We start from the raw sequence: 23,751 nt of genomic DNA, 5'->3' as shown, positions 1-23,751 counted from the left end.
GCGGTCCCCTAGTCGGACGGATCGGGCAACACTCGCAGATGCCCGCGGCGGCGACCTGACCGTTTTTCCGGCTGCGCGAGCAGATGGCTGCTGGGCGCGGTGGCCTGGGCTCCGGTGTGGTGCAGATGCGCAGATGTGGGGGTACCTCCCGCTTGCGGGGGAAATCCGTTCAACGGCATGCTGGTGCCGCCCGCGTGCGGCAGGGACGCCTTGCCCGCACCGCGTTCGCGGACGGCGTCGGCAAGCGCGACCAGGTCGTCTTCATCGGGATTCGTGGGCTCCGAATTCAGCGGCCCGGCGTGGCGCACGAGGTCCCATCCGCGGGGGGCCGTGATGCGGCCGGCGTGGCCGACGCACAGGTCCCACGAATGCGGCTCGCGCGCGGTCGCCAGCGGGCCCACCACTGCCGTCGAGTCCGAGTAGACGAACGTCAAGGTCGCCACGGCGTAATGCGGGCACCCTGGCCGGCAGCAGCGACGGGGAACGTTCACGTCGGAAAGGCTATCGTGCGCAAACGCCGCCGAAGCGCCGGACACGCGCATCCGTTCGGGCCACGATGTCCAACCGTTACCATCGGCGCGTGGGTGATTCGCGCAGTTTCCCGCGCAACGGACGGCCGTCGGGCCGAACGCCGGGGCACCGGGCAACTCGGCGCGGGCGCGATATGCGCGGTCCTTTGCTGCCGCCCACGGTGCCGGGTTGGCGCAGCCGGGCCGAGCGATTCGACATGGCGGTGCTCGAGGCCTACGAACCCATCGAGCGGCGCTGGCAATCACGAGTGTTGGAACTCGACGTGGCGGTCGACGAAATTCCACGCATCGCCGCCAAGGATCCGGACAGCGTGCAATGGCCGCCCGAGGTCGTCGCCGACGGGCCGATCGCGCTGGCCCGCTTGATCCCCGCCGGGGTCGACGTTCGAGGAAACTCGACGCGAGCGCGAATTGTCCTGTTCCGCAAGCCCATCGAACGACGCGCCAAAGACACCGTCGAACTTGGCGAATTACTGCACGAGATTCTGGTGGCGCAGGTGGCCATCTACCTCGACGTCGAACCGACCGTCATCGACCCGACGATCGACGACGAATAACCCAGGCGGGTTCGTCGGTCAGATGATGCCGCGTTTGAGGCGGCGTCGCTCACGTTCGGACAGGCCGCCCCAGATGCCGAAGCGCTCGTCGTGTGCCAGCGCGTACTCCAGGCATTCATGACGTACCTCGCAACCCAGGCAGATCTTCTTGGCTTCGCGAGTCGATCCGCCCTTCTCCGGGAAGAAGGCCTCCGGGTCGGTCTGCGCGCACAGCGCGCGGTCCTGCCATTGGTCCGGAGTCAGTTCGGGCTCCGGCAGTGGCTCGGGCTCGAATGCGATTGGCGCATCGGGGACCACGGTCAAGTGCGGTCGGGTAATCGGCGCCGGCGCGGAGCTGATCGTGGCGCGCTCAGTGCTTGGCATGACGCCCCATAGGTGCTCGTAAGACATGCGTCGTACGCCTCCTCAGCTTGGTCTTTGAGAGAGTGGTTGTGTCCCGCTGTTCTGATGTAACAGACAATTCGAACAAGTGATCGAATCTCGGTCTGCGACACCGGAACCGGCCGGCCAACCGGGAAATGACACTGATGTGATTAGACACGGGTTAACCTGCCCGGTCAAGCGTTTCGGCGTATTTCCATACCATCTCGTGATCAATTTCCGGCGTTTCCGTTATTTCGGCCCTTCGGCGTGTCCATCACAAACGCTCGCCAAAGTTCCCGGCCGGTACTGTCGTCCGGTGTGAAGGTCACCGTTCTGGTCGGTGGGGTCGGCGGCGCCCGGTTCCTGCTGGGTGTTCAACAATTACTCGGGCTGGGTCAGTTCGCAACCGGGGGAGAAACTTCCGACCACGAGCTGACCGCCGTCGTCAACATTGGCGACGATGCCTGGATCCACGGGGTTCGGGTTTGTCCGGATTTGGACACCTGCATGTATACCTTAGGTGGAGGCGTAGACCCGGAGCGCGGTTGGGGTCATCGCGACGAAACCTGGCACGCCAAAGAGGAATTGGCGCGCTACGGCATGCAGCCGGACTGGTTTCAACTCGGCGACCGCGATTTGGGCACGCACCTGGTGCGTACCCAGATGCTCAACGCCGGCTACCCGCTCTCGCAGATCACCACGGCGTTGTGCGACCGCTGGCAACCCGGCGCGCGGTTGGTGCCCGCCAGCGACGACCGTTGTGAAACCCATGTGGTGATCACCGATCCGGCCGACGACAGTCGGCGCGCGATCCACTTCCAGGAATGGTGGGTGCGCTACCGGGCCAACGTGACCACCCACAGTTTCGCGTTCGTCGGCGCCGAAACAGCCAGCGCCACAACCGATGCGGTCGACGCGATCGGCGACGCCGACATCATCATGCTGGCGCCGTCCAATCCCGTGGTGAGCGTCGGCGCGATCCTGGCCGTGCCGGGCATTCGCGGCGCACTGCGGGCGGCATCCGCACCGATCGTCGGCTACTCCCCGATCATCGGTGGAAAACCGTTGCGCGGCATGGCCGATGCCTGCCTCGATGTGATCGGGGTCGAGTCCACCGCCGAAGCGGTCGGCGGATATTACGGCGCGCGCAGCGCCACCGGGATATTGGATTGCTGGCTGGTGCACGAGGGCGACTTGGAAAATTTCAAAGCGGACATCGACGGCGTCGCGGTGCGCGCGGTGCCGCTGTTGATGACCGATCCGAAGGCGACGGCCGAAATGGTGCGGGCCGGACTGGATATCGCGGGCGTGGCGCCGTGACGCCCGCACCGAAAGAGCACGGCACTGCCGCGGCCATCGAGATCCTCCCGGTGCCCGGGCTTCCGGAGTTCCGCCCCGGCGACGATCTCGGTGCGGCGGTCGCCGCCGCCGCCGCGTGGCTGCGCGACGGCGACGTCGTCGTGGTCACCAGCAAGGTGGTGTCCAAGTGCGAGGGCCGGCTGGTGACCGCGCCCGAAGACCCCGAGGAGCGTGACGAGCTCCGGCGCAAACTGGTCGACGACGAGGCGGTGCGGGTGCTGGCCCGCAAGGGCCGCACGCTGATCACCGAGAACCGGATCGGCCTGGTGCAGGCCGCCGCCGGCGTCGACGGATCCAACGTCGGCCGAAGCGAACTCGCGCTGTTGCCGCTGGACCCCGACGGCAGTGCCGCGGCCCTGCGCGCCGCGCTGCGCGAGAAGCTCGGCGTCGACGTCGCGGTGGTGATCACCGACACCATGGGCCGCGCCTGGCGCAACGGTCAGATCGACGCGGCGATCGGCGCGGCGGGACTGGCTGTGCTGCACGGCTATTCGGGCGTGATCGACGAGCACGGCAACGAGTTGGTGGTCACCGAGATCGCGGTGGCCGACGAAGTGGCCGCCGCGGCCGATCTGGTCAAGGGCAAGCTGACCGCGATGCCGGTAGCCGTCGTGCGCGGGCTGACCGTCGTCGACGACGGCACCACGGCGCGCCGGCTGCTGCGGCCCGGACCCGAAGATCTGTTCTGGCTCGGCACCGCCGAAGCCATCGAGAAGGGCCGTCGCGAAGCCCAGCTGCTGCGCCGGTCGGTGCGCCGGTTCAGCGCCGAGCCGGTGCCACCGGAGCTGATCGAGGCGGCCGTCGCCGAGGCGCTGACCGCGCCGGCGCCGCACCACACCCGCCCGGTGCGGTTCGTCTGGCTGCGCACCGCGGCGACCCGGACCCGGCTGCTCGATCGGATGAAGGACAAGTGGCGCACCGACCTGGCCGGTGACGGGAAGCCGGACGACGCGATCAACCGGCGGGTGGCGCGCGGCCAGATCCTCTACGACGCACCCGAGGTCATCGTTCCGATGCTGGTGCCCGAGGGCGCCCACACCTATTCCGACGATGAGCGCACCGATGCCGAGCACACCATGTTCACCGTAGCGGTCGGCGCGGCCGTGCAGGCATTGCTGGTCGCGCTGGCCGTTCGGGGAGTGGGCAGCTGCTGGATCGGCTCGACGATCTTCGCCGCCGACTTGGTCCGCACCGAGCTGGAGCTGCCCGCCGATTGGGAGCCGTTGGGCGGCATCGCGATCGGCTACGCCTCCGAAGACGCACGGCCCGACGGGTTGCGCGAACCCGTGAATCCCGGAGATCTGCTGATCCGCAAGTGATACTGACCCGGTGAAGACGTTCGCGGGCAAGACGGCCGCATCGGCCGACAAGGTTCGCGGCGGCTACTACACGCCGGCGTCGGTGGCACGGTTTCTGGCCCGCTGGGTGCGCGGGGCCGGACCCCGCATCCTCGAGCCCTCGTGCGGCGACGGCCGGATCCTGCGCGAGCTGGCCGCGCTCAGCGAGCAGGCACGGGGCGTGGAACTCGTGTCCCAAGAGGCGCTCAAGGCACGACAATTCGCTCCCGTCGACGCCGCGAATCTGTTCAGCTGGATCGCCCGCAACGAGGCGGCCGGCTGGGACGGGGTGGCGGGCAATCCGCCTTACATCAGGTTCGGCAATTGGGCGTCCGAGCAACGGGAGCCGGCGCTGGACCTGATGCGGCGCGCGGGGCTGCGGCCCAGCAGGCTGACCAATGCCTGGGTTCCTTTCGTCGTCGCGAGCACGGTCATGGTGCGCGACGGTGGCCGGGTGGGATTGGTATTACCCGCCGAATTACTGCAAGTCGGTTATGCCGCACAATTGCGCGAATTTCTGCTTTCCCGCTACCGCGAAATCACTCTGGTCACTTTTGCACGCCTAGTATTCGACGGCATTCTGCAGGAGGTCGTGTTGTTCTGCGGGGTGGTCGGCACCGGGCCGGCGCGCATTCGCACCGTCAATTTGACCGACGCCGACGCGCTCGCGCACGCGAGCCTCGACGGCCAAGCCGCACCCGCGCTACTGCACGAGAAGGAGAAGTGGACCAAGTATTTCCTGGACCCCGCCGCGATCCGGCTGCTGCGCACGCTCAACCGGTCGGACACGATGACCCGGCTCGGGGCCGTCGCCGACGTCGACGTCGGCATCGTGACCGGTCGCAACAGCTTCTTCACCTTCACCGACGCACAAGCCCGCGAGCTGGGCCTGCAACCACACTGCGTGCCGCTGGTCTCGCGCAGCAGCCAACTGTGCGGCCTGGTATACGACACCGATTGCCGGGCAAGCGATATCGCGGCCGGCCAGCGGACCTGGTTGCTCGACGCCCCGCAGCAGCCCGCCGATCCCGCGCTCATCGCGCACCTCGGTGCCGGTGAGGCCGCGGGCGTGCACCTGGGCTACAAGTGCTCGATCCGCACGCCGTGGTGGCGCACCCCGTCGCTGTGGGTTCCCGATCTGTTCCTGCTGCGCCAGATTCACCTGGCCCCGCGGCTGGCCGTCAACGCCGCCGCGGCGACCAGCACCGACACCGTCCATCGGGTGCGGCTGGTGCACGGTGTCGAGCCCACTGCGTTGGCCGCGGTGTTCCACAACAGCGCGACGTTCGCCTTCGCCGAGATCATGGGCCGTAGTTATGGTGGAGGCATCTTGGAACTCGAGCCCACCGAAGCCGAGCAGCTGCCCATTCCCGCCCCTGCGCTGGCCGGCGCCGACCTGGCCGCGGATGTGAATCTTTTGCTGAAGGCCAACGAAATCGAGAAGGCACTCGACACCGTCGACCGTCATGTCCTGATCGACGGGCTCGGCTGGTCACCCGATGTCGTCGCGCAGTGCCGAGCGGCATGGCATACGCTGCGCGACCGCCGGACCAGGCGCGGCGCCCGGTGAGCATCCGCGATTCGGCCATCTCGGTGCTGACCGACTGGCGGGGACCCGACCCGACGCAGGAGTCGCTGCGGCACGCCGTGCTGGCCTTCGTGCACGGTCGCCCCGACGCCTGCCGCCGCGAGTGCGAGGCCGGCCACGTCACGGCGTCGGCGATCGTGCTCGACCACACCGGCACCCAGGTGTTGTTGACCCTGCATCCCCGGCTAGGACGCTGGGTCCAGCTCGGGGGCCACTGCGACGATGACGACGCCGACATCGTGGCCGCGGCGCTGCGCGAAGCCGTCGAGGAGTCCGGCGTGCCCGATCTGCGCATCGCTCCGGAGCTGGCCGCGATTCACGTCCACCCGGTCACCTGCTCGTTGGGCGTCCCGACCCGGCATCTGGACCTGCAATTCGTCGCGCACGCACCTTCGGGTGCGCAGATCGCGATCAGCGAGGAATCCGACGACTTGCGGTGGTGGCCGGCCGACGGCTTGCCCGATGGCACCGACCACGCGCTGGCCTACCTGGTTTCGCGCGCGACCGGCACGACGGGGTAAGCCGTCGAATGTGCGGCTAGTTTCACACTCGAGGCCGAATGTGCGGCCAGCTTCACACTCGCGGGCGTTGGCTCGCGATCACACGTCGCTCGAGTAGCGGATCCCGCCGTCGGGAATCGAGACACCGGGCCAGACCCGCGCGCCGCGCAACAGCTCGCAGCGCGCACCGATGTCGGCGCCGTCGCCGATCACCCCGTCGCGGATCAACGCGCGCGGACCGATGCGGGCCCCGAAGCCGACGATCGAGCGCTCGACGACGCTGCCCGCCTCGATCTTGACGCCGTCGAAGATCACCGCGCCGTCCAGCCGCACACCGGGACCGATCTCGGCGCCGCGCCCGACGACCGTGCCGCCGATCAGCACCGCACCGGGCGACACCGCCGCGCCTTCGTGCACCAGCTTCTCGCCGTGATGGCCCTGCAGCGCGGGGGACGTGACGATGCCGCGCACCAGGTCCGACGATCCGCGGACGAAGTCGTCCGGGGTACCCATGTCGCGCCAGTAGGTGGCGTCGACGTAGCCACAGAACTTGACGCCGGGGTCCGACAACAATGCCGGGAACACCTCGCGCTCGACCGACACCGGCCGCCCGCGCGGAATCCGGTCGATGATGTTGCGCTCGAAGACGTAGGTGCCGGCGTTGATCTGATCGGTCGGCGGATCCTCGGTCTTCTCCAGGAAGGCCAAGACGCGGTTGTTCTCGTCGGTCGGCACACACCCGAAGGCACGCGGATCACCCACCCGCACCAGGTGCAGCGTCACGTCGGCCTCGTTCGCCCGGTGCAAATCCACCAGCTGGCCGAGATCGGCGCCGGAGAGCACATCGCCGTTGAAGATCAGCGCGGTGTCATAGCGCAACTGGTCCGCGATGTTGGCAATGCCACCGCCGGTCCCCAGCGGTTCCTCCTCGGTGACGTAGTCGATCTCCAGACCGAGCGCCGACCCGTCGCCGAACTCCGCTTCGAACACCCCGGCCTTGTACGAGGTGCTCAGGATGACGTGCTGGACGCCCGCCGCGGCGATGCGCGACAACATGTGGGTGAGAAACGGCACCCCGGCCGTCGGCAGCATCGGCTTGGGCGCCGAGAGCGTCAGCGGCCGCAGCCGAGTGCCCTTGCCGCCGACCAGAATCACCGCATCCACTGAAGAAATCGCCAACTCAGCGCCGCCCTTCCGAGGACTTCTCCGAACGCTGCCGGCGCGAGTTGCGCACCATCAGAGCCGAGCGCAGCGCCAACGAGGCCCGCAACACCCAGCGCAGCGGGGCCAGCCACCAACCGGTATGGCGGTCGGCCAGAAAGATATAGGTGCTGCGGTGATGTGCCGCGAGGTGGCTGGCCGGATCGTCCCCGGTGGAATGGCCCTTGTGGTGCAGCACTTCGGCGGACGGCACATAAACGTTGAGCCAGCCGGCCTTGCCGAGCCGGTCGCCGAGGTCGACGTCCTCCATATACATGAAGTAGCGCTCGTCGAATCCGCCGATCTGACCGTAGGCCGAACGGCGCAGCAGCAGACACGATCCCGAGAGCCAGCCCACCGGCCGTTCGCTGGGCTCGAGCCGCTCCTGGCGGTAGGCCGCCGTCCAGGGATTGCGCTTCCAGAACGGCCCGATCACCGCGTGCATGCCGCCGCGGATCAGGCTGGGGAGATGGCGCGCTGACGGATACACCGAGCCGTCGGGGTCGTGGATCAGCGGGCCCAGCGCGCCGGCTTGGGGCCAGCGGGCAGCGGCCTCCAGCAGCGCGTCGATGCTGTTCGGGCCCCACTGCACGTCGGGGTTGGCAACCAGCACCCATTCGTCGATCTCCCCGCGTTCGGACAGGTGCTCGATCGCGCGGTTGACCGCGGTGCCGTACCCGAGATTGCCTCCGGTGCTGAACAGCCGCACGTTCGGATACCGCTCCACCGCCGCCTGCGGGGCGCCGTCGGTGGAACCGTTGTCGGCCATCAGGACGCTGACCGGGCGCTCGGTCGCCAACGACAGCGAAGCCAGAAAACGTTCGAGGTGGTGGCCCGGCGAATAGGTCACCGTCACGACCGGCAGGACGTCAGTCACGCGTCGAGGTTATCGGTCGTTCGGCCGGGACAGGCCCTTGCGACGCGGCCAGCGCGGCGACGAGCGCGGCGCGCCAGGGCCTCAGCGGCGTCATGCCCGCCGCCGACTGCCGGCCCGACAACGCGGAGTAGGTCGGGCGGGGTGCGGGACGGGGAAATTCGGCGGTGCTCACCGGGTGCACCCGCTCGGGGTCGGCGCCGCACTCCTCGAACACCGCGCGGGCCAGCTCGAATCGCGAGACGGCGCCCTCGTTGGCGGCGTGCAGGATCGGCCCGGGCACACCGTCATCGGCGATCTGGAGCAGTGCCGCGGCCAAATCGGCGACGTAGGTCGGCGAGCCGACCTGGTCGTCGACGACCTTGATCGGGCCGTCACCGGCCGCGAGCTTGCGCATGATCGCGACGAAGTCCTTGCCGGTGCCGCCGGTGTACACCCAGGCGGTGCGGACCACAGCGCACTGCGAGGCCTCCGGCAGCGCCGCCAGCACGGCGACCTCGCCGGCGCGCTTGCTGCAGGCGTAGACGCCGCGCGGCGAGGTCTCGTCGCCGGGTTCGAACGGGTGGGGATCGGCGTAATCACCGGCGAAAACGAAGTCGGTCGAGACGTGGATCAGCCGGGCGCCGGCGCGCGCACAGGCCCGCGCGATGTGCGCCGGCGCGGCCTCATTGACCGCGTACGCGCGCGCTTCGTCGCTCTCAGCACCGTCGACATCGGTGTAGGCGGCGCAATTGATCACGACATCCCCGCTTGTCACGATCGCCTCGGCGGCGGCGGGGTCGGTGATGTCCCACTGCGCGGACGTCAGCGCGAGGACGTGGCGCCCCTGCTCAACGCCGCGGGCCGCCAAACACCCGCCCAGCTGGCCACCTGCTCCGGTGACGACGATCCTGCCCGACATGGTTCGAGTCTGGCATGTCTCAGAAAGGACCGGAAAGCTCGGGCCACGCCGCTGCTCGCTACCCGGGAAGCGACTGTGTCGCAAGTAACCTAGTGTGATGCCTGTGCATCGTGTGGTTCGTGTTGTTGCCACTGTGCTAGCCGTCGTCGTCGTTCTCGGCACCGGTGTGGCGTGGAACAACGTCCGAGCATTCGAAGACGGCATCTTCCACATGTCGGCACCTTCGCTGGGCAAGGGCGGCGATGACGGCGCGATCGACATCCTGCTGGTCGGCCTGGACAGCCGCACCGACGCGCACGGCAACCCGTTGACCGCCGAGGAGCTGGCGACGCTGAAGGCCGGCGACGAGGAAGCCACCAACACCGACACCATCATCCTGGTCCGGATACCGAACAACGGTAAGTCGGCCACCGCGATCTCGATTCCGCGCGACTCCTATGTAGTGGCGCCCGGTCTGGGCAAGACGAAGATCAACGGCGTCTACGGCCAAACCCGGGAAGCCAAGCGGACCAACCTGGTCAAGGCCGGCGATTCGGCCGAGGACGCCGCCACTCAGGGAACCGAGGCCGGCCGCGAGGCCTTGATCAAGACCGTCGCCGACCTCACCGGCGTCACCGTCGACCACTACGCCGAGATCGGGCTGCTGGGTTTCGCGTTGATAACCGATGCACTCGGCGGCGTCAACGTGTGCCTCAAAGACGCTGTATACGAACCTCTTTCGGGTGCGGACTTCCCGGCGGGTCCGCAAAAGCTGGACGGCGCGGAGGCGCTCAGCTTCGTGCGTCAGCGCCACGACCTGCCGCGCGGTGACCTCGACCGGGTGGTACGCCAGCAGGTCGTGATGGCGTCGCTGGCGCACCGGGTTATCTCGGGCCAGACGTTGTCCAGCCCCGGCACGCTGAAAAAGCTGGAAGCCGCGGTGCAGCGCTCGGTGGTGATCTCCCAAGGCTGGGATGTGATGGATTTCGTCCAGCAGTTGCAGAAGCTGGCCGGCGGTAACGTCGCCTTCGCCACCATCCCGGTGCTCGACGGGGCCGGCTGGAGCGACGACGGCATGCAGAGCGTGGTCCGGGTGGACCCGCACCAGGTTCAGGACTGGGTGGCCGGCCTGTTGCACGACCAGGATCAGGGCAAGACCGAACAACTGGCCTACACACCCGCCAAGACCACCGCCACCGTCGTCAACGACACCGACATCAACGGACTGGCGGCCGCGGTGTCAGATGTGTTGAGCTCCAAGGGATTCACCACCGGTGCGGCGGGAAACAACGACGGCGGCCACGTCAAATCCAGCCAGGTGCGCGCCAACAAGCCCGACGACATGGGAGCCCAGGAAGTCTCCAAGGAGCTGGGCGGATTACCCGTCGTCGGAGATGCGTCGCTGGCGCCGGGATCGGTCCGGGTGGTGCTGGCCAACGACTACACGGGACCGGGCTCGGGCCTGTCCGGCGGCACGACCGCACCGGCACGGGTGACGAACCAATCGGCCACCGATCCGAATGTTCCCGCGCCCTCACCGATCCTGACCGCCGGCAGCGACAAGCCGGAGTGCATCAACTGACCACGCTATCCGGGGCGATCCTCGATCCGATGCTGGCCGCCGACCCGGTCGGTCCGCGCATCACCTATTACGACGATGCCACCGGCGAGCGCATCGAGTTGTCCGCGGTGACCCTGGCCAACTGGGCGGCCAAGACCGGCAACCTATTACGCGACGAGTTGGGGGCGGGCCCGGACAGCCGGGTGGCAATCCTATTGCCGGCGCATTGGCAGACCGCGGCGGTCCTGTTCGGGGTGTGGTGGATCGGGGCCGAGGCGGTGCTCGACGGGCCGGCCGACCTGGCGCTGTGCACCATCGAACGGCTCGACGAGGCCGACGCGACGGTCGAACCCGGTGGCGAGGTCGCGGTGTTGTCGCTGGACCCGTTCGGTCGTCCCGCGCCCGATCTGCCGATCGGCGTCACCGACTACGCCACCGCGGTGCGGGTGCACGGCGACCAGATCGTCGCCGAGCCCCATCCCGGTCCCGCGCTGGCCGGCCGATCCGTCGAAGAAGTCCTGGCCGACTGTGAAAGCTCCGCTACGGCAAGGGGTTTGACGGCCAAGGATCGGGTGCTTTCCACCGCCGCGTGGCCGGGCCCTGCCGAGTTGGTCGACGGCCTGCTGGCGATCATGTCCGTCGGGGCCTCGCTGGTGCAGGTGGCCAACCCCGATCCGGCGGCGCTGCAGCGCCGCGTCGAGACCGAAAAGGTCACCCGCGTCCTCTGACAAAACATATTGATATCGCTATACATCGATGTTAATTTCGTGGAAGCATCAGGTGGACGGCGCGGGAACTTGGCTGTTCGCGTCGCCGGCGATACGACTATCTGATAATGATTGTCATTAACGACCGTGGTGGGAGAAGGGATCAGGCGATGGCGGCATACGGGCTACTGGCAAAGGCGGCGGGAACGGTGTTCACCGGTCTGGTCGGAGTGACCGCCTACGAGGTCGTCCGTAAGGCCGTGGCCAAGGCGCCGCTGCACCAGACCGCCGTGGCGACCGCGGAGCTCGGATTGCGCGGCACCCGCAAAGCCGAAACGGCCGCCGAGTCGGCGCGTCTGCGGCTCGCCGATGTGATGGCCGAAGCCCGCGAGCGCATCGGCGAGGAGGCGCCCACCCCTTCCGTCGGCGACAGCCACGATCACGACCACTGATCGCTCGCCATGAGCCTCGCGATCGTTGAAGACATCGCAACTCCCAAAGACCCTTCCCTCGACATACTTTCGGATGCGGCCGGCCGCATGCGGGTTTCCGTCCCGTGGGTGCGCTCAAGCTCCCGCCGGGCCGTCGCGGTCGAAGAGGCCGTGGCCAGGCAGACCGGCGTGCGCGCCGTGCACGCTTACCCGCGCACCGGATCGGTCGTCGTCTGGTATTCACCGCGCCGCTGCGATCGCACCGAGGTGCTGGCCGCGATCGGCAGCGCGAAACATGTTGCTGCCGAACTGATTCCGTCGCGCGCACCACATTCTGCGGAGATCCGTAACTCCGACGTGCTGCGCATGGTGATCGGCGGCCTGGCGCTGAGCCTGCTCGGGGTGCGCCGCTACGTGTTCGTCCGGCCACCGCTGCTCGGCGCGAGTGGGCGGGTCGTCGCCACCGGCGTCACGATCTTCACCGGCTACCCGTTCCTGCGCGGCGCGCTGCGCTCGCTGCGATCCGGCCGAGCCGGTACCGATGCGCTGGTCTCCGCGGCGACCGTCGCGAGCCTGATCCTGCGCGAGAACGTGGTCGCGCTGACCGTGCTGTGGCTGCTCAATATCGGTGAGTACCTGCAAGATCTGACGTTGCGACGGACCCGGCGGGCCATTTCGGAGCTGTTGCGCGGCAGCCAGGACACGGCGTGGATCCGGCTGCCGGACAGCAACGAAGTCCAGGTGCCGATCGACAGCGTCGAGATCGGCGACGAGGTGGTGGTGCACGACCACGTCGCGATTCCGGTGGACGGCCAGGTCGTCGACGGCGAGGCCGTCGTCAACCAATCCGCGATCACCGGGGAGAACCTGCCCGTGAGCGTCGGTGTGGGCACCCACGTGCACGCCGGGTCGGTCGTGGTGCGCGGCCGCGTCGTAGTGTGTGCCGAGGCCGTCGGGAAGCAGACCACGATCGGGCGCATCATCACCCGCGTCGAGGAGGCGCAGCACGACCGGGCCCCCATCCAGACGGTCGGCGAAAACTTCTCTCGCCGTTTCGTTCCCACCTCGTTCATCGTCTCGGCGATCACTTTGGCGATCACCGCGGACGTGCGGCGCGCGATGACCATGCTGTTGATCGCCTGCCCGTGCGCGGTGGGCTTGGCCACCCCGACCGCGATCAGCGCGGCGATCGGCAACGGCGCGCGCCGCGGCATCCTGATCAAGGGCGGATCGCACCTCGAACAGGCGGGCCGGGTCGACGCGATCGTGTTCGACAAGACCGGGACACTCACCGTCGGACGTCCCGTGGTCACCAATATCGTTGCCATGCACAAGGATTGGCAGCCCGAGCAAGTTCTGGCGTATGCGGCCAGCTCGGAGATCCACTCGCGGCATCCGCTGGCCGAGGCCGTCATCCGCTCCACCGAGGAGCGTCACATCAGCATCCCGCCGCACGAGGAGTGCGAGGTGCTGGTCGGCCTGGGCATGCGGACCTGGGCCGACGGCCGGACCCTGCTGCTGGGCAGCCCGTCGCTGCTGCAGGCCGAGAAGGTCAAGGTGTCCAAGAAGGCCAAGGAGTGGGTCGACAAGCTGCGCCGCGAGGCGCAGACCCCGCTGCTGCTCGCGGTGGACGGCACACTGGTTGGCCTGATCAGCCTGCGCGACGAAGTCCGGCCCGAAGCCGCCGAGGTGCTACAGCAATTGCGCGCCAACGGGATTCGCCGCATCGTCATGCTCACCGGCGATCATCCGGACATCGCCCAGGTAGTCGCCGGCGAGCTGGGGATCGACGAGTGGCGCGCCGAGGTCCTGCCGGAGGACAAGCTAGAGGTGGTGCGCGATCTGCAGGGCGAAGGCTACATCGTGGGCATGGTCGGCGACGGCATCAACGACGCCCCGGCGCTGGCGGCCGCCGACATCGGAATCGCGATGGGGCTGGCCGGAACCGACGTCGCCGTCGAAACCGCCGACGTGGCGCTGGCCAACGACGATCTGCACCGCCTGCTCGACGTCCGGGATCTGGGCGCTCGGGCAGTCGAGGTGATCCGGGAGAACTACGGCATGTCCATCGCCGTCAACGCCGCCGGGCTGATCGTGGGCGCGGGCGGGGCCCTGTCCCCCGTGTTGGCCGCGGTTCTGCACAACGCGTCGTCGGTTGCCGTGGTGGCCAACAGTTCTCGCCTGATCCGCTACCGCCTCGGCTGAGGGCCGACCGGCAGCCGGGCTTTCGGCCGGTTAGGCGAAGCCGGCCGTTGCGGCGCGTTGAGCAGACGCTTGAGCACCTTTCCGCCCGCGTTGCGGGGCAATTCGTCGACGAACAGCACGTCACGCGGAATCTTGAAGCGCGCCAACCGGTTTCGGATGTATTCCTGCACGTCGTGCTCGGTCAACGATGCGCCGGGCCGCCGCACGATGTAGGCGCGCAGGCGCTGGCCGAACTCCTCGTCGTCGACGCCGATCACCGCGACGTCCGCGATGTCGGGGTGGTGTTCGAGCGCATCCTCGACCTCACCCGGGTACACGTTCTCCCCACCGGAGACGATCATCTCGTCGTCGCGCCCGTCGACGAACAGCCTGCCCGCGCGGTCGAAGTGACCGACATCGCCGGTGGATATCAGGCCCTGGATCGACTCCTTCTCGCCGCCGGTGCTGTATCCCTCGAAGGCCAGGATGTTGCCGACGAAAATCCGCCCCGTCGTTCCCGCGGGTGCTTCCTGCCCGTCGTCGGTGAAGACCTTGACGACCGACCCGGGCGCCACCGAACCGACGCAGCCCGGCTCGGCGGCCAGATCGGCGGGCGTGGCGATGGTCGCGTAGGCGACCTCGGTCGAGCCGTACATGTTGTAGATCACGGGGCCGAATGCCTCGAGGGCACGGGTGGCCAGCGCGGCGCCCAGCTGGGAGCCGCCGATGAACACGATGCGCAGCGACGACAGATCGTGTTCGGCCAGCGCCGCAGGGCCCAGATCGAGGATGCGCCGCAGCATGGTGGGAACGACGATCATGGCACTGGCACGATGTGCGGCCACGCTCGCCACGGCCTGCTCGGGATCGAAGTGGCGGCGCAACACCAACGTCGAGCCCAGCACCGTCGCATACATCGCCTGGCTGAATCCATTCGAATGAAACAGCGGCACACAGCATTCGGTGACCTCGCGGCCCAGGAAGGGCACTTTGCCGAGAAGTCCGCCGACCGGGATCAGCGAGTAGGGTTCCGAACGTACCGCGCCCTTGGGGACGCCCGTCGTCCCGCTGGTCGAGATGACGATCTTGGGACGGCCGCCGGAACGCGGCGGCGCAGCGGGGTCGCCGCGTTCGATCAGCCCCTCGAGCGTGTCCGCCGCGGGCGTATCGGCCCAGGCGCGCAGGCGGCCCAGCCTGGGGTGGACGCCCGCGACGACGGTGGCGTACTCCTCGTCGTACACCAGCAGGTCGGCGCCCTCGCGGGCCACCATCTCGGCGAGTTGCACGCTGCCGAAGCCGGTGTTGAGCAGCAGGATGCTCGCGCCGCATTTGCCGGCGGCAAAGACCGCTTCCAAAAAGCCGCGGTGGTTGCCCACCAGGATGGCCACGCTGGTGCCCGGGCCGAGGCCCAGGCGGCGCCACTCGTTGGCCAATGCGTTGGTCCGCCTGTCCAGGTCGCCGAAACTGAGCGGACCGTGCTCGTCGATCAGCGCCAACCCGTTGGGGTCTCGCCCGGCGGTGATCGCCGTTGCCGCCCCCAGCAGGCCGTAGCGTTGCACCGCACGCAGCACCGGCAGGATCGCACTCGGCGGAATCAACCTCAGTCCGCCAGATCGCGCGTACCACAACAGCGACCGGGCTTCCAACCCGAGGCGTCTGATCATTACCTGGATGCTGCCGGGGCGGGCGGTCGTCGATAAGGGCGTAATGCCACCGCGCCGGAGGTCTTTGGTCACCGCCGCAGCGCCCGTAGTTATTGTGTCTAACCATGGCACGCAGCGACAACGACACCTGGGACCTCGCGACGAGCGTGGGTGCTACCGCCACGATGGTGGCCGCCGGACGGGCCCGGGCCACCAAGGACAAGCTGATCGACGACCGGTTCGCCGAGCCGCTGGTGCGTGCCGTGGGCGTCGACTTCTTCACCCGGTGGGCCAACGCCGAGATCGACTCGGCCGACGTCGACGAGCCCGATGCGCCGTGGGGCATGCAGCGCATGACCGACCTGCTGGCGGCGCGCACCCGCTACATCGACGCGTTCTTCGCCGACGCGGCCGCCGCGGGCATCCGCCAGGTCGTCATCCTGGCCTCCGGCCTGGACGCGCGCGGGTACCGGCTGCCCTGGGCTCCGGGAACGACGGTGTTCGAGATCGATCAGCCGGAAGTCATCGAGTTCAAGACCACCACGATCGAAGCGCTCGGCGCCAAGCCCACCGCCGAGATCCGCGCGGTCGGGGTCGACCTGCGCCACGATTGGCCGTCGGCGCTGAAGCAGGCCGGGTTCGATGCCGGCCAACCCGCCGCGTGGGCTGCGGAGGGCCTACTCGGTTTCCTGCCACCCGAAGCCCAGGATCGCCTGCTGGACAACATCACCGCGCTGTCCGCCGACGGCAGCCGGCTGGTGGCCGAGGTGTTTCTCAACACCGGCCGCAATCAGAACGCGTTGAACGGCGCCAGCCAGCGGTGGCGGGACCACGGGCTCGACGTGGTGCTCGACGATCTGGGTTTTCCCGGTGAGCGCAGCGATGCGGCCACGTATCTGGCCGATCGCGGCTGGCAGCCGGTCAGCACCCCGCTGAATCAGCTGTTGGCCGACAACGGATTACCGCAGCAGCCCGACGGTGACGACGCCCCGTTCGCCAAGAATTACTACTGCACCGCAGTTTTGCACCAGGCAGGGTAAGAGAAAGGCTCTAGTATGCCAAACAGCCAGCCGCCCAAGCCTCTTGACGGATACCGGGTTCTCGATTTCACGCAGAACATCGCCGGGCCGCTGGCTGGACAGATCATGGCCGACCTCGGTGCCGAGGTCATCAAGGTCGAGGCACCCCACGGCGAAGCGGCCCGGCAGATCGTCGCGGTGCTGCCCGGGCGGCCGCCGCTGCCCACCCTGTTCTGGCCCCACAACCGGGGCAAGAAGTCGGTGGCAGTGGACCTGACCAAAGACGAAGCCAAACAACAGATCTTGCGACTCGTCGACACCGCCGATGTCGTGCTGGAGGGGTTCCGGCCCGGAGTGATGGAGCGTATGGGCCTGGGCCCCAATGAGTTACAAGCGCGCAACCCGAAGCTGATCTACGCCCGCTTGTCCGCCTACGGCGGCAACGGCCCACAGGGCAGCCGGCCGGGCGTCGACCTGATGGTGGCCGCGGAGTCGGGCATGACCACCGGAATGCCCACGCCCACCGGCAAACCACAGATCATTCCGTTTCAGCTCGTCGACGCCGCCAGCGGCCACGTGCTGGCGCAGGCGGTGCTGGCCGCGCTGCTCAATCGCGAGCGGCACGGCGTAGCCGACGTGGTGCGAGTCGCGATGTACGACGTCGCGGTGGGCCTGCAGGCCAGCCAGCTCACGATTCACCTGAACAAGCCCGCCGAGCAGCCCAAGCCGAAGCCGGACCCGGCGCCAACAGCCAAGAAACGCAAGGGCGTTGGCTTCGCCACCCAGCCGTCGGATGCCTTCAAGGCCGCAGACGGGTACCTGGTGATCAGCGCGTATGTGCCCAAGCACTGGGCGAAGCTGTGCGAGATCATCGGCCGGCCCGACATGCTGGAAGACGAACGGTTCATCGACCAGCGGTCCCGTGCGATGAACTACCACGAGTTGACCGAGGAACTCGAGGCGGCGCTGGCCGCCAAGACCGCCGCCGAATGGGTTGAGCTACTGCAAGAAGGCGGCTTGATGGCCTGCCTGGCCTACACCTGGAAGCAGGTCGTCAGCACCCCGCTATTCGCGGAAAACGAACTGGCTCTGACCGTCGGCAGTGGCGACGATGAAATCACGGTGATCCGCACTCCGGCCCGTTACTCCAGCTTCGATGCGGCCGCCGCCGATCCCCCACCCGCGGCCGGCCAGCACAACGACATGTTTCTGGCCGAGTCCTGATTTCGCGCACCGGCTTTCTTTGAATCGCCGATGAAACGACGTGTTGTCAACGCCGGGACACCTGGGTTTCTTTGAGTTGTCGATGAATTCGTAGGCGTTTATCCCGGTGATCGGGCAGTCGGGGAAAGCTTCCTCACACGAACTAGCCGCAGGCGGCACGACGTCTTGTCGTCCGCTTATCTGATTTGTCTTGGTCGCCGGGGCCGGTGGGCGCATGATTGACACACGACGTTCTACCGGTCATAAAGAGTCGTCAGCTTTGGGGTAGCGGACCGCCGCTTGCCGACTTCCTAACCGTTGGAGGAGTCGACTTATGAATGCGCTGGTAGAAACGGCCAAATCCGGGCCGCTGCTGAAGAATCTGCGCCACGACGTTCCCGCATCGCTCGTCGTCTTCCTGGTGGCCCTGCCGCTTTCGCTGGGCATCGCGATCGCCTCCGGAGCCCCGCTGGCCGCCGGCTTGATCGCCGCGGTCGTGGGCGGCATCGTCGCGGGCACTTTCGGCGGGTCGTCGGTCCAGGTCAGTGGCCCGGCCGCGGGCCTGACCGTCGTGGTCGCCGGACTGATCGATGACCTCGGGTTCCCGATGCTGTGCCTGATGACAATCGGCGCGGGTGCACTGCAGATCGCGTTCGGGCTGAGCCGGCTGGCGCGGGCCGCGCTGGCAATTGCTCCGGTGGTCGTGCACGCGATGCTGGCGGGCATCGGTATCACGATCATTTTGCAGCAGATTCACGTACTGATGGGGGGATCGTCACACAGCTCTGCCTGGCAGAATCTCGTGGCATTACCCAGCGGGATTCTGCATCACGAACTGCACGAGGTGATCACCGGCGCAACGGTCATCGCGATCTTGTTGGTGTGGTCGAGGCTGCCCGCCAAGATTCGGATGATCCCCGCCCCGCTGGTCGCCATCGTCGCGGCGACCGCGCTGGCGATCGCGGCGGGGCTGGACACTGATCGAATCTCACTGTCGGGCAACTTCTTCGACGCGCTCAACCTGCCTCACCTCTCGGGAGCGACCCCGAAAGGCAAGCCGTGGCTGGACGAGACCGAGGACATCGTCATCGGTGTGTTGACGATCGCCCTGATCGCCAGTGTGGAATCGCTGCTGTGCGCGGTCGGTGTCGACAAACTGCACAACGGCCCACGCACGAATTTCGACAAGGAGATCATCGGGCAGGGCACCGCGAACGTGGTATCCGGATTGCTTGGCGGACTCCCGATTACCGGTGTCATCGTACGTAGTTCGGCCAACGTGGCGGCGGGCGCCCGCACCCGCATGTCGGCGGTGCTGCACGGCGTTTGGATCCTGCTGTTCGCATCGCTGTTCACCGACCTGGTGGAACTCATCCCGAAGGCCGCGCTGGCCGGACTGCTGATCGTGGTCGGCGCCCAGCTGATCAAGCTGGCTCACATCAAATTAGCCTGGCGCACAGGCAACTTCGCCGTATACGCCGTCACCATACTGTCGGTGGTGTTCCTGAACCTGCTGGAAGGTGTGCTCATTGGGCTCGCCGTGGCCATCGGCTTCCTACTCATCAGGGTGACCCGCGCGCCGGTCGCGGTGCAACCGATCGGCGGTGAACACTCCAAGCAGTGGCGCATCGATATCGACGGCACGCTGAGCTTCCTGCTGCTGCCACGCCTGACCAAAGCGCTCGCGTCGGTGCCGCAGGGGACCGAGGTGACACTGAACCTGAACGCGGACTACATCGACGACTCGGTGTCGGAAACGATCGAGGATTGGCAACGCACCCACGAGGCGCGCGGCGGAGTCGTGGTAATTGTGGAGACCACCGGAGCCAAGCTGCAGAACGCGCACGCGAGTCCGCCGAAACGTCACTTCGCGTCCGCCCCGATCGGGCTGGTGCCATGGCGGTCGACGCGCGCCAATCACGAAAACAACGGCGACGCTTCGATTCTCGACCGCGTTGACGAGTACCACCGCAATGGTTCGGCCGTTTTGCACCAGCACATCGCGGGACTCGGCGGTGCCCAGGACCCGTATGCGCTGTTCCTCACCTGCGCGGATTCCCGGATCCTGCCGAACGTCATCACCGCCAGTGGCCCCGGCGACCTGTACACCGTCCGCAACTTCGGCAACCTGGTGCCGACCGACCCCGTCGACCGATCGGTCGACGCCGCAATCGAATTCGCGGCCGGTCAGTTGGGCGTGCGTTCGGTTGTCATCTGCGGGCATTCGTCGTGCGCGGCGATGAAGGTGCTGCTAGACGACAACCCCGGTCAATCCGCGACACCGATGGGCCAGTGGCTGCAATACGCCGGCGAGAGTCTGGCCGCCTACCGGGATCACCATCCGGCACGCGCCAGCGCACAGGCCAACGGGTACTCGGAGATCGATCAGCTGAGCATCGTCAACGTCGCCATCCAGCTGGAAAGACTGACCCGCCATCCGATCTTGGCGACCGCGGTCACCGCCGGCGATGTCCAGGTGGTCGGCATCTTCTTCGACATCGCGACCACCCGGGTGTACGAGGTGACGCCGCGCGGCATCGTGTGCCCGGAAGAACCCCTGGCTACACGCCCGGCAGGCGAACCACCTGCAGGAAGAACTCATCGATCTGCCGTACCGCACTGATGAACTGGTCGAGGTCGACCGGCTTGGCGACATAGGCGTTGGCGTGCAGCTTGTAGCTGCGCAGGATGTCTTCCTCCGCCGAAGAAGTGGTGAGCACGACGATCGGGATACGCGCGAGATCCGCGTCGGACTTCACCTTTTCCAGCAGCTGGCGCCCGTCGTACTTGGGCAGGTTCAGATCCAGCAGGATGAGATCCGGTCGCGGGGCGCCCTCGTATTGACCGCGCTTGTAGAGGAAGTCGAGCCCTTCTTCACCGTCATGCGCGACGTGTAGCCGATTCTGGAACTTGTTGTGCTCCAATGCTTCCCGTGTGATGAGTTCGTCTCCCGGGTCGTCTTCGACGAGCAGGATCTCGATTGCTCTGCTGGCGGGTGTCATGGGCGCGCTCCTTCCAGGGCGGCTGGGTGTGCTACGTCCACGGCAGCGGGGAGCGTGAGCTCGAATCGGGTTCCGTCGGTGTAGGTCGTGTCGATCCGGACTGCGCCGTCGTGATACTCGACGATCTTCTTCACCAGCGCCAGGCCGACACCCGTCCCCGGGTATACCTCGCGCCCGTGCAGCCGCTGAAAGATCACGAACACCTTTTCGGTGAACTCCTCGGCGATGCCGATACCATTGTCCGACACGGTCAGTAGCCACTGGTGAGTATCGGGGCGCAGCCGGCAGTCGATCACGATCCGGGGCGACCGATCCACGTGACGGAACTTGATCGCATTGCCAATCAGGTTCTGCCACAACATTGTCAGCAGTGTGGCATCTCCGAACACCTGTGGCAGCGGCTGGGCCGGGCGCACGATCTCGGTGTTCGACTCCTCGATGGCGGTGGCAAGGTTGGCCATGGCCGCGTCCAGCGCCATGTCCAGGTCGACCTCGGTTTGCTTGCCACCTACCCGGCCGACTCTGGAGAAGCTCAGCAGATCGTTGATCAGCACCTGCATCCTTTTGGCACCGTCGACCGCGTAGTTGATGTATTCGATGCCACGCTCGTCGAGCTGGTCGCCGTAACGCTTTTCGAGCAACTGGCAGAACGAGGCGACCTTGCGCAGCGGCTCCTGCAGATCGTGTGAGGCGACATAGGCGAACTGCTCGAGTTCGGCATTGGATCGCTTCAACTCGACTGCCTGCTCGTCCAATCGCGTCTCGGCCGCGCGCGAGACGTCCAATGCCGAAACGATTCGCTGCCTCATGTTCTCGACATCGATCGCCATGTCATGGATATCCTTGGGCCGCTGCGGGACCGAGATGGTCTTGGTGAAGTTGCCCTCGGTGATCCGCCGGCATGACGCGGCCAGCCCGGCCAGCGGCAGGGTGATGGCACTGCGGGTCAGCACCCCCAACGTGATGGCGAGGCCGAAGAAAACCAGCACAATCGCGGCCAGCACGCGGTCCCGCCATGCCTTGATGTCGTTCAATTCGTCGTTAGCCTGCGCTGCCGCCGCGGCGAGGTCGGTATTCTGGGTTTCGAAAAGTCCACGCAAATGGTCGAATTCGACTTTTCCGCGATCCGCCATCCTGCTGTTCACCACGTCGGGGGCGGTGGGGGTCACGCTCGCGATCAACGGCTCGGCGGAGCTGGCCCGCCAATTGGCGGCGGCCCGCTCGACGGCGTCCAAATCGTTGACCAGGTCCACGCGCTGACCGAGCAACCGCCGGGCTTCCTCGGCCGCCGCCTGTTCGGCATGCTGCCCGTCGTAGTAGGGCGTCAGGAACTGCCGGTCGGCGGCGATCGCATAGCCACGCACACCGGTTTCCTGGTCGCGCAGCGCGGCCTGCAGCTGCAGGGCGGCCCGCCGCGCGGGCTGAATCTGGTCGGTCAGGCCTCGCGACACCTCGTCGGTGCGATTCAGCAACGCCGTGCCCGCCGCGGCGCCGGCAAGCACCAGCAAGCCCATGCTCAACAAGACGAGGAACAGCCAACCGCGGACGGTCAGCTGAGCACGCGGGTGCGCGCCGGTCATGATGTCGCCGTCCGCTCTACCCGCACCACAGCGATGTCATCGGTGAGACCACCGCGCGGCTGGGCGAGTTCCTCGGCGCCGTCGATCAGCGCGTCGACGAATGCCGTCCCGGGCAACCCCGCATGGTCACGCGCGAGTGAAAGCAAGCCATCCTCCCCTAGTCGCTGGTTGCCGGTTCCGCTGTACCCCTCGAAGAGGCCGTCGGTGAGCAGCAATAGCCCCCGGCCCACCGGCAGTTCCAGCTCGGACTGCGGCCAGTCGTCGGCGCGCAGTCCCAGCGCCGGACCGCCCGGCGGCTCGATCCATTCCGCCGTGCCGGCGTCTTGGCGCAACATACCCGGGTGGCCGGCCCGGATACAGGTGATGCGCGGGGTGTCGGGCGGAATCTCCAAGGACAGGACCGTGGCGAAGACCCCGCTGCCGGCGCGTTCGGCCTGCAGCACCCGCTCCAGCTGGCGCATCGATTCGGCGGCACGCACACCCGCGAATGTCAGTGCGCGCCAAGCGATTCGCAACGCCGCGCCCAAGGCGGCCTCGTCAGGCCCGTGCCCGGCGACATCCCCGATCAAGACGTGCACAACCCGGTCCGGTGTCTGCACGACGTCGTAGAAGTCACCGCACAGCAGCGCATCCACCCGACTCGGCCGGTACCGGGCGACGATCTCGACACCCGGGTTGTCCAGCAGCAACGGCGACGGCAACAGGCCGCGTTCGAGCAAAGCGTTCTCGCGGGCTCGAAGCTGAGTCGCGTGCAGGTCCGCGGCGATGATCTCAACGCGCTTGCGCTCGATCGCGTAAAGCAGCGCACGGCGCAGCATTTCGGGTTCGACGCGGCCCTTGACCAGATAGTCCTGCGCCCCGGCCGCGACAGCGGACGCCCCGAAGTTCTCGTCGTTCAATCCGGTCAACACCACGATCGGGACGGTCGCGTCGTGTTTGGCGATGCGGTCCAGCGCATCGATGCCGCTGGCGTCGGGCAGATTGAGATCCAGCAGTACGCAGTCCGGCCGGGCCGAGGCCAGCTCGCGCTCGGCGTGCGCCATCGATTGCGCCCAGGTCACCCGGATGTCGTCGACCGCGTCGGCTATCAGATCCTCGACCAACACGGCGTCGGCCCGGTCGTCTTCGACCAGGAGTAACGACAACGTCTGCCAGTTCGCCGCCGGGGTGACAGGGCTAAGCATTCCGCACCCCTTGCCGCAGTCGTAACCTGCTCATTCGGCGCTACGCGTG

The 23,751-nt window shown here is 67.4% G+C and carries 21 protein-coding genes; 12 read left to right on the top strand and 9 right to left on the bottom strand.

The genetic code is table 11. The features are described 5' to 3' along the window. Positions 1 to 8: 8 nt before the first annotated feature. Positions 9 to 491, bottom strand: a complete 483-nt coding sequence (locus AC5Y5O_RS22820) for a DUF3499 domain-containing protein (protein ID WP_207768472.1) — start codon at positions 489 to 491, stop codon at positions 9 to 11. A 173-nt stretch (positions 492 to 664) separates the two neighbouring features. On the opposite strand from AC5Y5O_RS22820, the gene AC5Y5O_RS22815 reads away from it, so the two are divergent. Continuing rightward, positions 665 to 1,087: a metallopeptidase family protein gene (locus AC5Y5O_RS22815; protein ID WP_500027617.1), complete on the top strand. Its 423-nt coding sequence runs from the start codon at positions 665 to 667 to the stop codon at positions 1,085 to 1,087. 18 nt (positions 1,088 to 1,105) lie between these two features. Here the strand turns inward: AC5Y5O_RS22815 and AC5Y5O_RS22810 are convergent, their stop codons facing one another. After that, the gene (locus tag AC5Y5O_RS22810) at positions 1,106 to 1,477 is read right to left on the bottom strand and encodes a WhiB family transcriptional regulator (protein ID WP_341477073.1); all 372 of its coding nucleotides are present in this window, start codon (positions 1,475 to 1,477) and stop codon (positions 1,106 to 1,108) included. 291 nt (positions 1,478 to 1,768) lie between these two features. On the opposite strand from AC5Y5O_RS22810, the gene cofD reads away from it, so the two are divergent. From cofD to AC5Y5O_RS22790, 4 genes are read left to right on the top strand one after another with little or no spacing between them, the layout of a single operon-like run. Beyond that, positions 1,769 to 2,770 carry a 2-phospho-L-lactate transferase gene (gene cofD, locus AC5Y5O_RS22805; RefSeq protein WP_500027573.1) on the top strand — a complete coding sequence of 334 codons (1,002 nt, stop codon included), beginning with the start codon at positions 1,769 to 1,771 and terminating at the stop codon, positions 2,768 to 2,770. Further along, a complete protein-coding gene (locus tag AC5Y5O_RS22800; RefSeq protein WP_500027571.1) occupies positions 2,767 to 4,128 on the top strand; it encodes a coenzyme F420-0:L-glutamate ligase in 1,362 nt (453 codons plus the stop codon). The genes cofD and AC5Y5O_RS22800 overlap by 4 nt, the downstream gene beginning before the upstream one ends. Positions 4,129 to 4,138: 10 nt before the next feature. Then, a complete protein-coding gene (locus AC5Y5O_RS22795) occupies positions 4,139 to 5,716 on the top strand; it encodes an Eco57I restriction-modification methylase domain-containing protein (protein ID WP_096285247.1) in 1,578 nt (525 codons plus the stop codon). Further along, positions 5,713 to 6,255 carry an NUDIX hydrolase gene (locus AC5Y5O_RS22790; protein WP_207768471.1) on the top strand — a complete coding sequence of 181 codons (543 nt, stop codon included), beginning with the start codon at positions 5,713 to 5,715 and terminating at the stop codon, positions 6,253 to 6,255. The genes AC5Y5O_RS22795 and AC5Y5O_RS22790 overlap by 4 nt, the downstream gene beginning before the upstream one ends. A 78-nt stretch (positions 6,256 to 6,333) precedes the next feature. Here AC5Y5O_RS22790 and manB read toward each other — a convergent pair whose 3' ends face one another. From manB to rfbD, 3 genes are read right to left on the bottom strand one after another with little or no spacing between them, the layout of a single operon-like run. Beyond that, on the bottom strand, positions 6,334 to 7,413 hold the full coding sequence (manB, locus tag AC5Y5O_RS22785; protein ID WP_500027568.1) for a mannose-1-phosphate guanylyltransferase: 1,080 nt from the start codon (positions 7,411 to 7,413) through the stop codon (positions 6,334 to 6,336). Between the two features lies 1 nt (position 7,414). Next, the gene (locus tag AC5Y5O_RS22780) at positions 7,415 to 8,311 is read right to left on the bottom strand and encodes a glycosyltransferase family 2 protein (protein WP_096285243.1); all 897 of its coding nucleotides are present in this window, start codon (positions 8,309 to 8,311) and stop codon (positions 7,415 to 7,417) included. Continuing rightward, positions 8,304 to 9,209, bottom strand: a complete 906-nt coding sequence (gene rfbD / locus AC5Y5O_RS22775; protein WP_500027564.1) for a dTDP-4-dehydrorhamnose reductase — start codon at positions 9,207 to 9,209, stop codon at positions 8,304 to 8,306. Before rfbD ends, AC5Y5O_RS22780 begins: the two co-directional genes overlap by 8 nt. Before the next feature lie 94 nt (positions 9,210 to 9,303). Here rfbD and AC5Y5O_RS22770 point away from each other — a divergent pair, with 94 nt between their 5' ends. The 4 genes from AC5Y5O_RS22770 (at position 9,304) to ctpC (ending at position 14,092) form a co-directional block, all read left to right on the top strand. After that, positions 9,304 to 10,770, top strand: a complete 1,467-nt coding sequence (locus tag AC5Y5O_RS22770; RefSeq protein WP_423790859.1) for an LCP family protein — start codon at positions 9,304 to 9,306, stop codon at positions 10,768 to 10,770. Beyond that, on the top strand, positions 10,758 to 11,477 hold the full coding sequence (locus AC5Y5O_RS22765) for a TIGR03089 family protein (RefSeq protein ID WP_207768470.1): 720 nt from the start codon (positions 10,758 to 10,760) through the stop codon (positions 11,475 to 11,477). Before AC5Y5O_RS22770 ends, AC5Y5O_RS22765 begins: the two co-directional genes overlap by 13 nt. Positions 11,478 to 11,626: 149 nt before the next feature. After that, a complete protein-coding gene (locus AC5Y5O_RS22760; RefSeq protein WP_096285237.1) occupies positions 11,627 to 11,908 on the top strand; it encodes a DUF1490 family protein in 282 nt (93 codons plus the stop codon). A 9-nt stretch (positions 11,909 to 11,917) separates the two neighbouring features. Next, positions 11,918 to 14,092, top strand: a complete 2,175-nt coding sequence (gene ctpC / locus AC5Y5O_RS22755; protein WP_500027562.1) for a manganese-exporting P-type ATPase CtpC — start codon at positions 11,918 to 11,920, stop codon at positions 14,090 to 14,092. Here ctpC and AC5Y5O_RS22750 read toward each other — a convergent pair. Next, on the bottom strand, positions 14,077 to 15,735 hold the full coding sequence (locus AC5Y5O_RS22750) for an AMP-binding protein (protein WP_500027561.1): 1,659 nt from the start codon (positions 15,733 to 15,735) through the stop codon (positions 14,077 to 14,079). The two genes, ctpC and AC5Y5O_RS22750, sit on opposite strands and share 16 nt — an antisense overlap. Before the next feature lie 104 nt (positions 15,736 to 15,839). Between AC5Y5O_RS22750 and AC5Y5O_RS22745 the strand changes: the two genes are divergently transcribed. The 3 genes from AC5Y5O_RS22745 (at position 15,840) to AC5Y5O_RS22735 (ending at position 20,559) form a co-directional block, all read left to right on the top strand. Beyond that, the gene (locus AC5Y5O_RS22745; RefSeq protein WP_096285231.1) at positions 15,840 to 16,754 is read left to right on the top strand and encodes a class I SAM-dependent methyltransferase; all 915 of its coding nucleotides are present in this window, start codon (positions 15,840 to 15,842) and stop codon (positions 16,752 to 16,754) included. Positions 16,755 to 16,769: 15 nt separating this feature from the next. Further along, complete coding sequence (locus AC5Y5O_RS22740) at positions 16,770 to 17,957, top strand: CoA transferase (RefSeq protein WP_096285229.1); 1,188 nt, start codon at positions 16,770 to 16,772, stop codon at positions 17,955 to 17,957. A gap of 313 nt (positions 17,958 to 18,270) precedes the next feature. After that, positions 18,271 to 20,559 (top strand): SulP family inorganic anion transporter, encoded by a 2,289-nt coding sequence (locus AC5Y5O_RS22735; protein WP_500027560.1) that lies wholly within the window; start codon positions 18,271 to 18,273, stop codon positions 20,557 to 20,559. Here AC5Y5O_RS22735 and AC5Y5O_RS22730 read toward each other — a convergent pair. The 3 genes from AC5Y5O_RS22730 to AC5Y5O_RS22720 are packed head-to-tail and all read right to left on the bottom strand — an operon-like array spanning position 20,498 to position 23,702. Then, positions 20,498 to 20,938: a response regulator gene (locus AC5Y5O_RS22730; RefSeq protein WP_096285225.1), complete on the bottom strand. Its 441-nt coding sequence runs from the start codon at positions 20,936 to 20,938 to the stop codon at positions 20,498 to 20,500. The two genes, AC5Y5O_RS22735 and AC5Y5O_RS22730, sit on opposite strands and share 62 nt — an antisense overlap. Next, the gene (locus AC5Y5O_RS22725) at positions 20,935 to 22,518 is read right to left on the bottom strand and encodes a sensor histidine kinase (protein ID WP_500027559.1); all 1,584 of its coding nucleotides are present in this window, start codon (positions 22,516 to 22,518) and stop codon (positions 20,935 to 20,937) included. Before AC5Y5O_RS22725 ends, AC5Y5O_RS22730 begins: the two co-directional genes overlap by 4 nt. Then, positions 22,515 to 23,702, bottom strand: a complete 1,188-nt coding sequence (locus AC5Y5O_RS22720) for a PP2C family protein-serine/threonine phosphatase (RefSeq protein ID WP_096285221.1) — start codon at positions 23,700 to 23,702, stop codon at positions 22,515 to 22,517. Before AC5Y5O_RS22720 ends, AC5Y5O_RS22725 begins: the two co-directional genes overlap by 4 nt. Between the last annotated feature and the right edge of the window lie 49 nt (positions 23,703 to 23,751).

This window comes from Mycobacterium sp. NGS40 (genome assembly GCF_059812735.1).
This window is presented reverse-complemented; position numbering and strand designations above follow the sequence as displayed.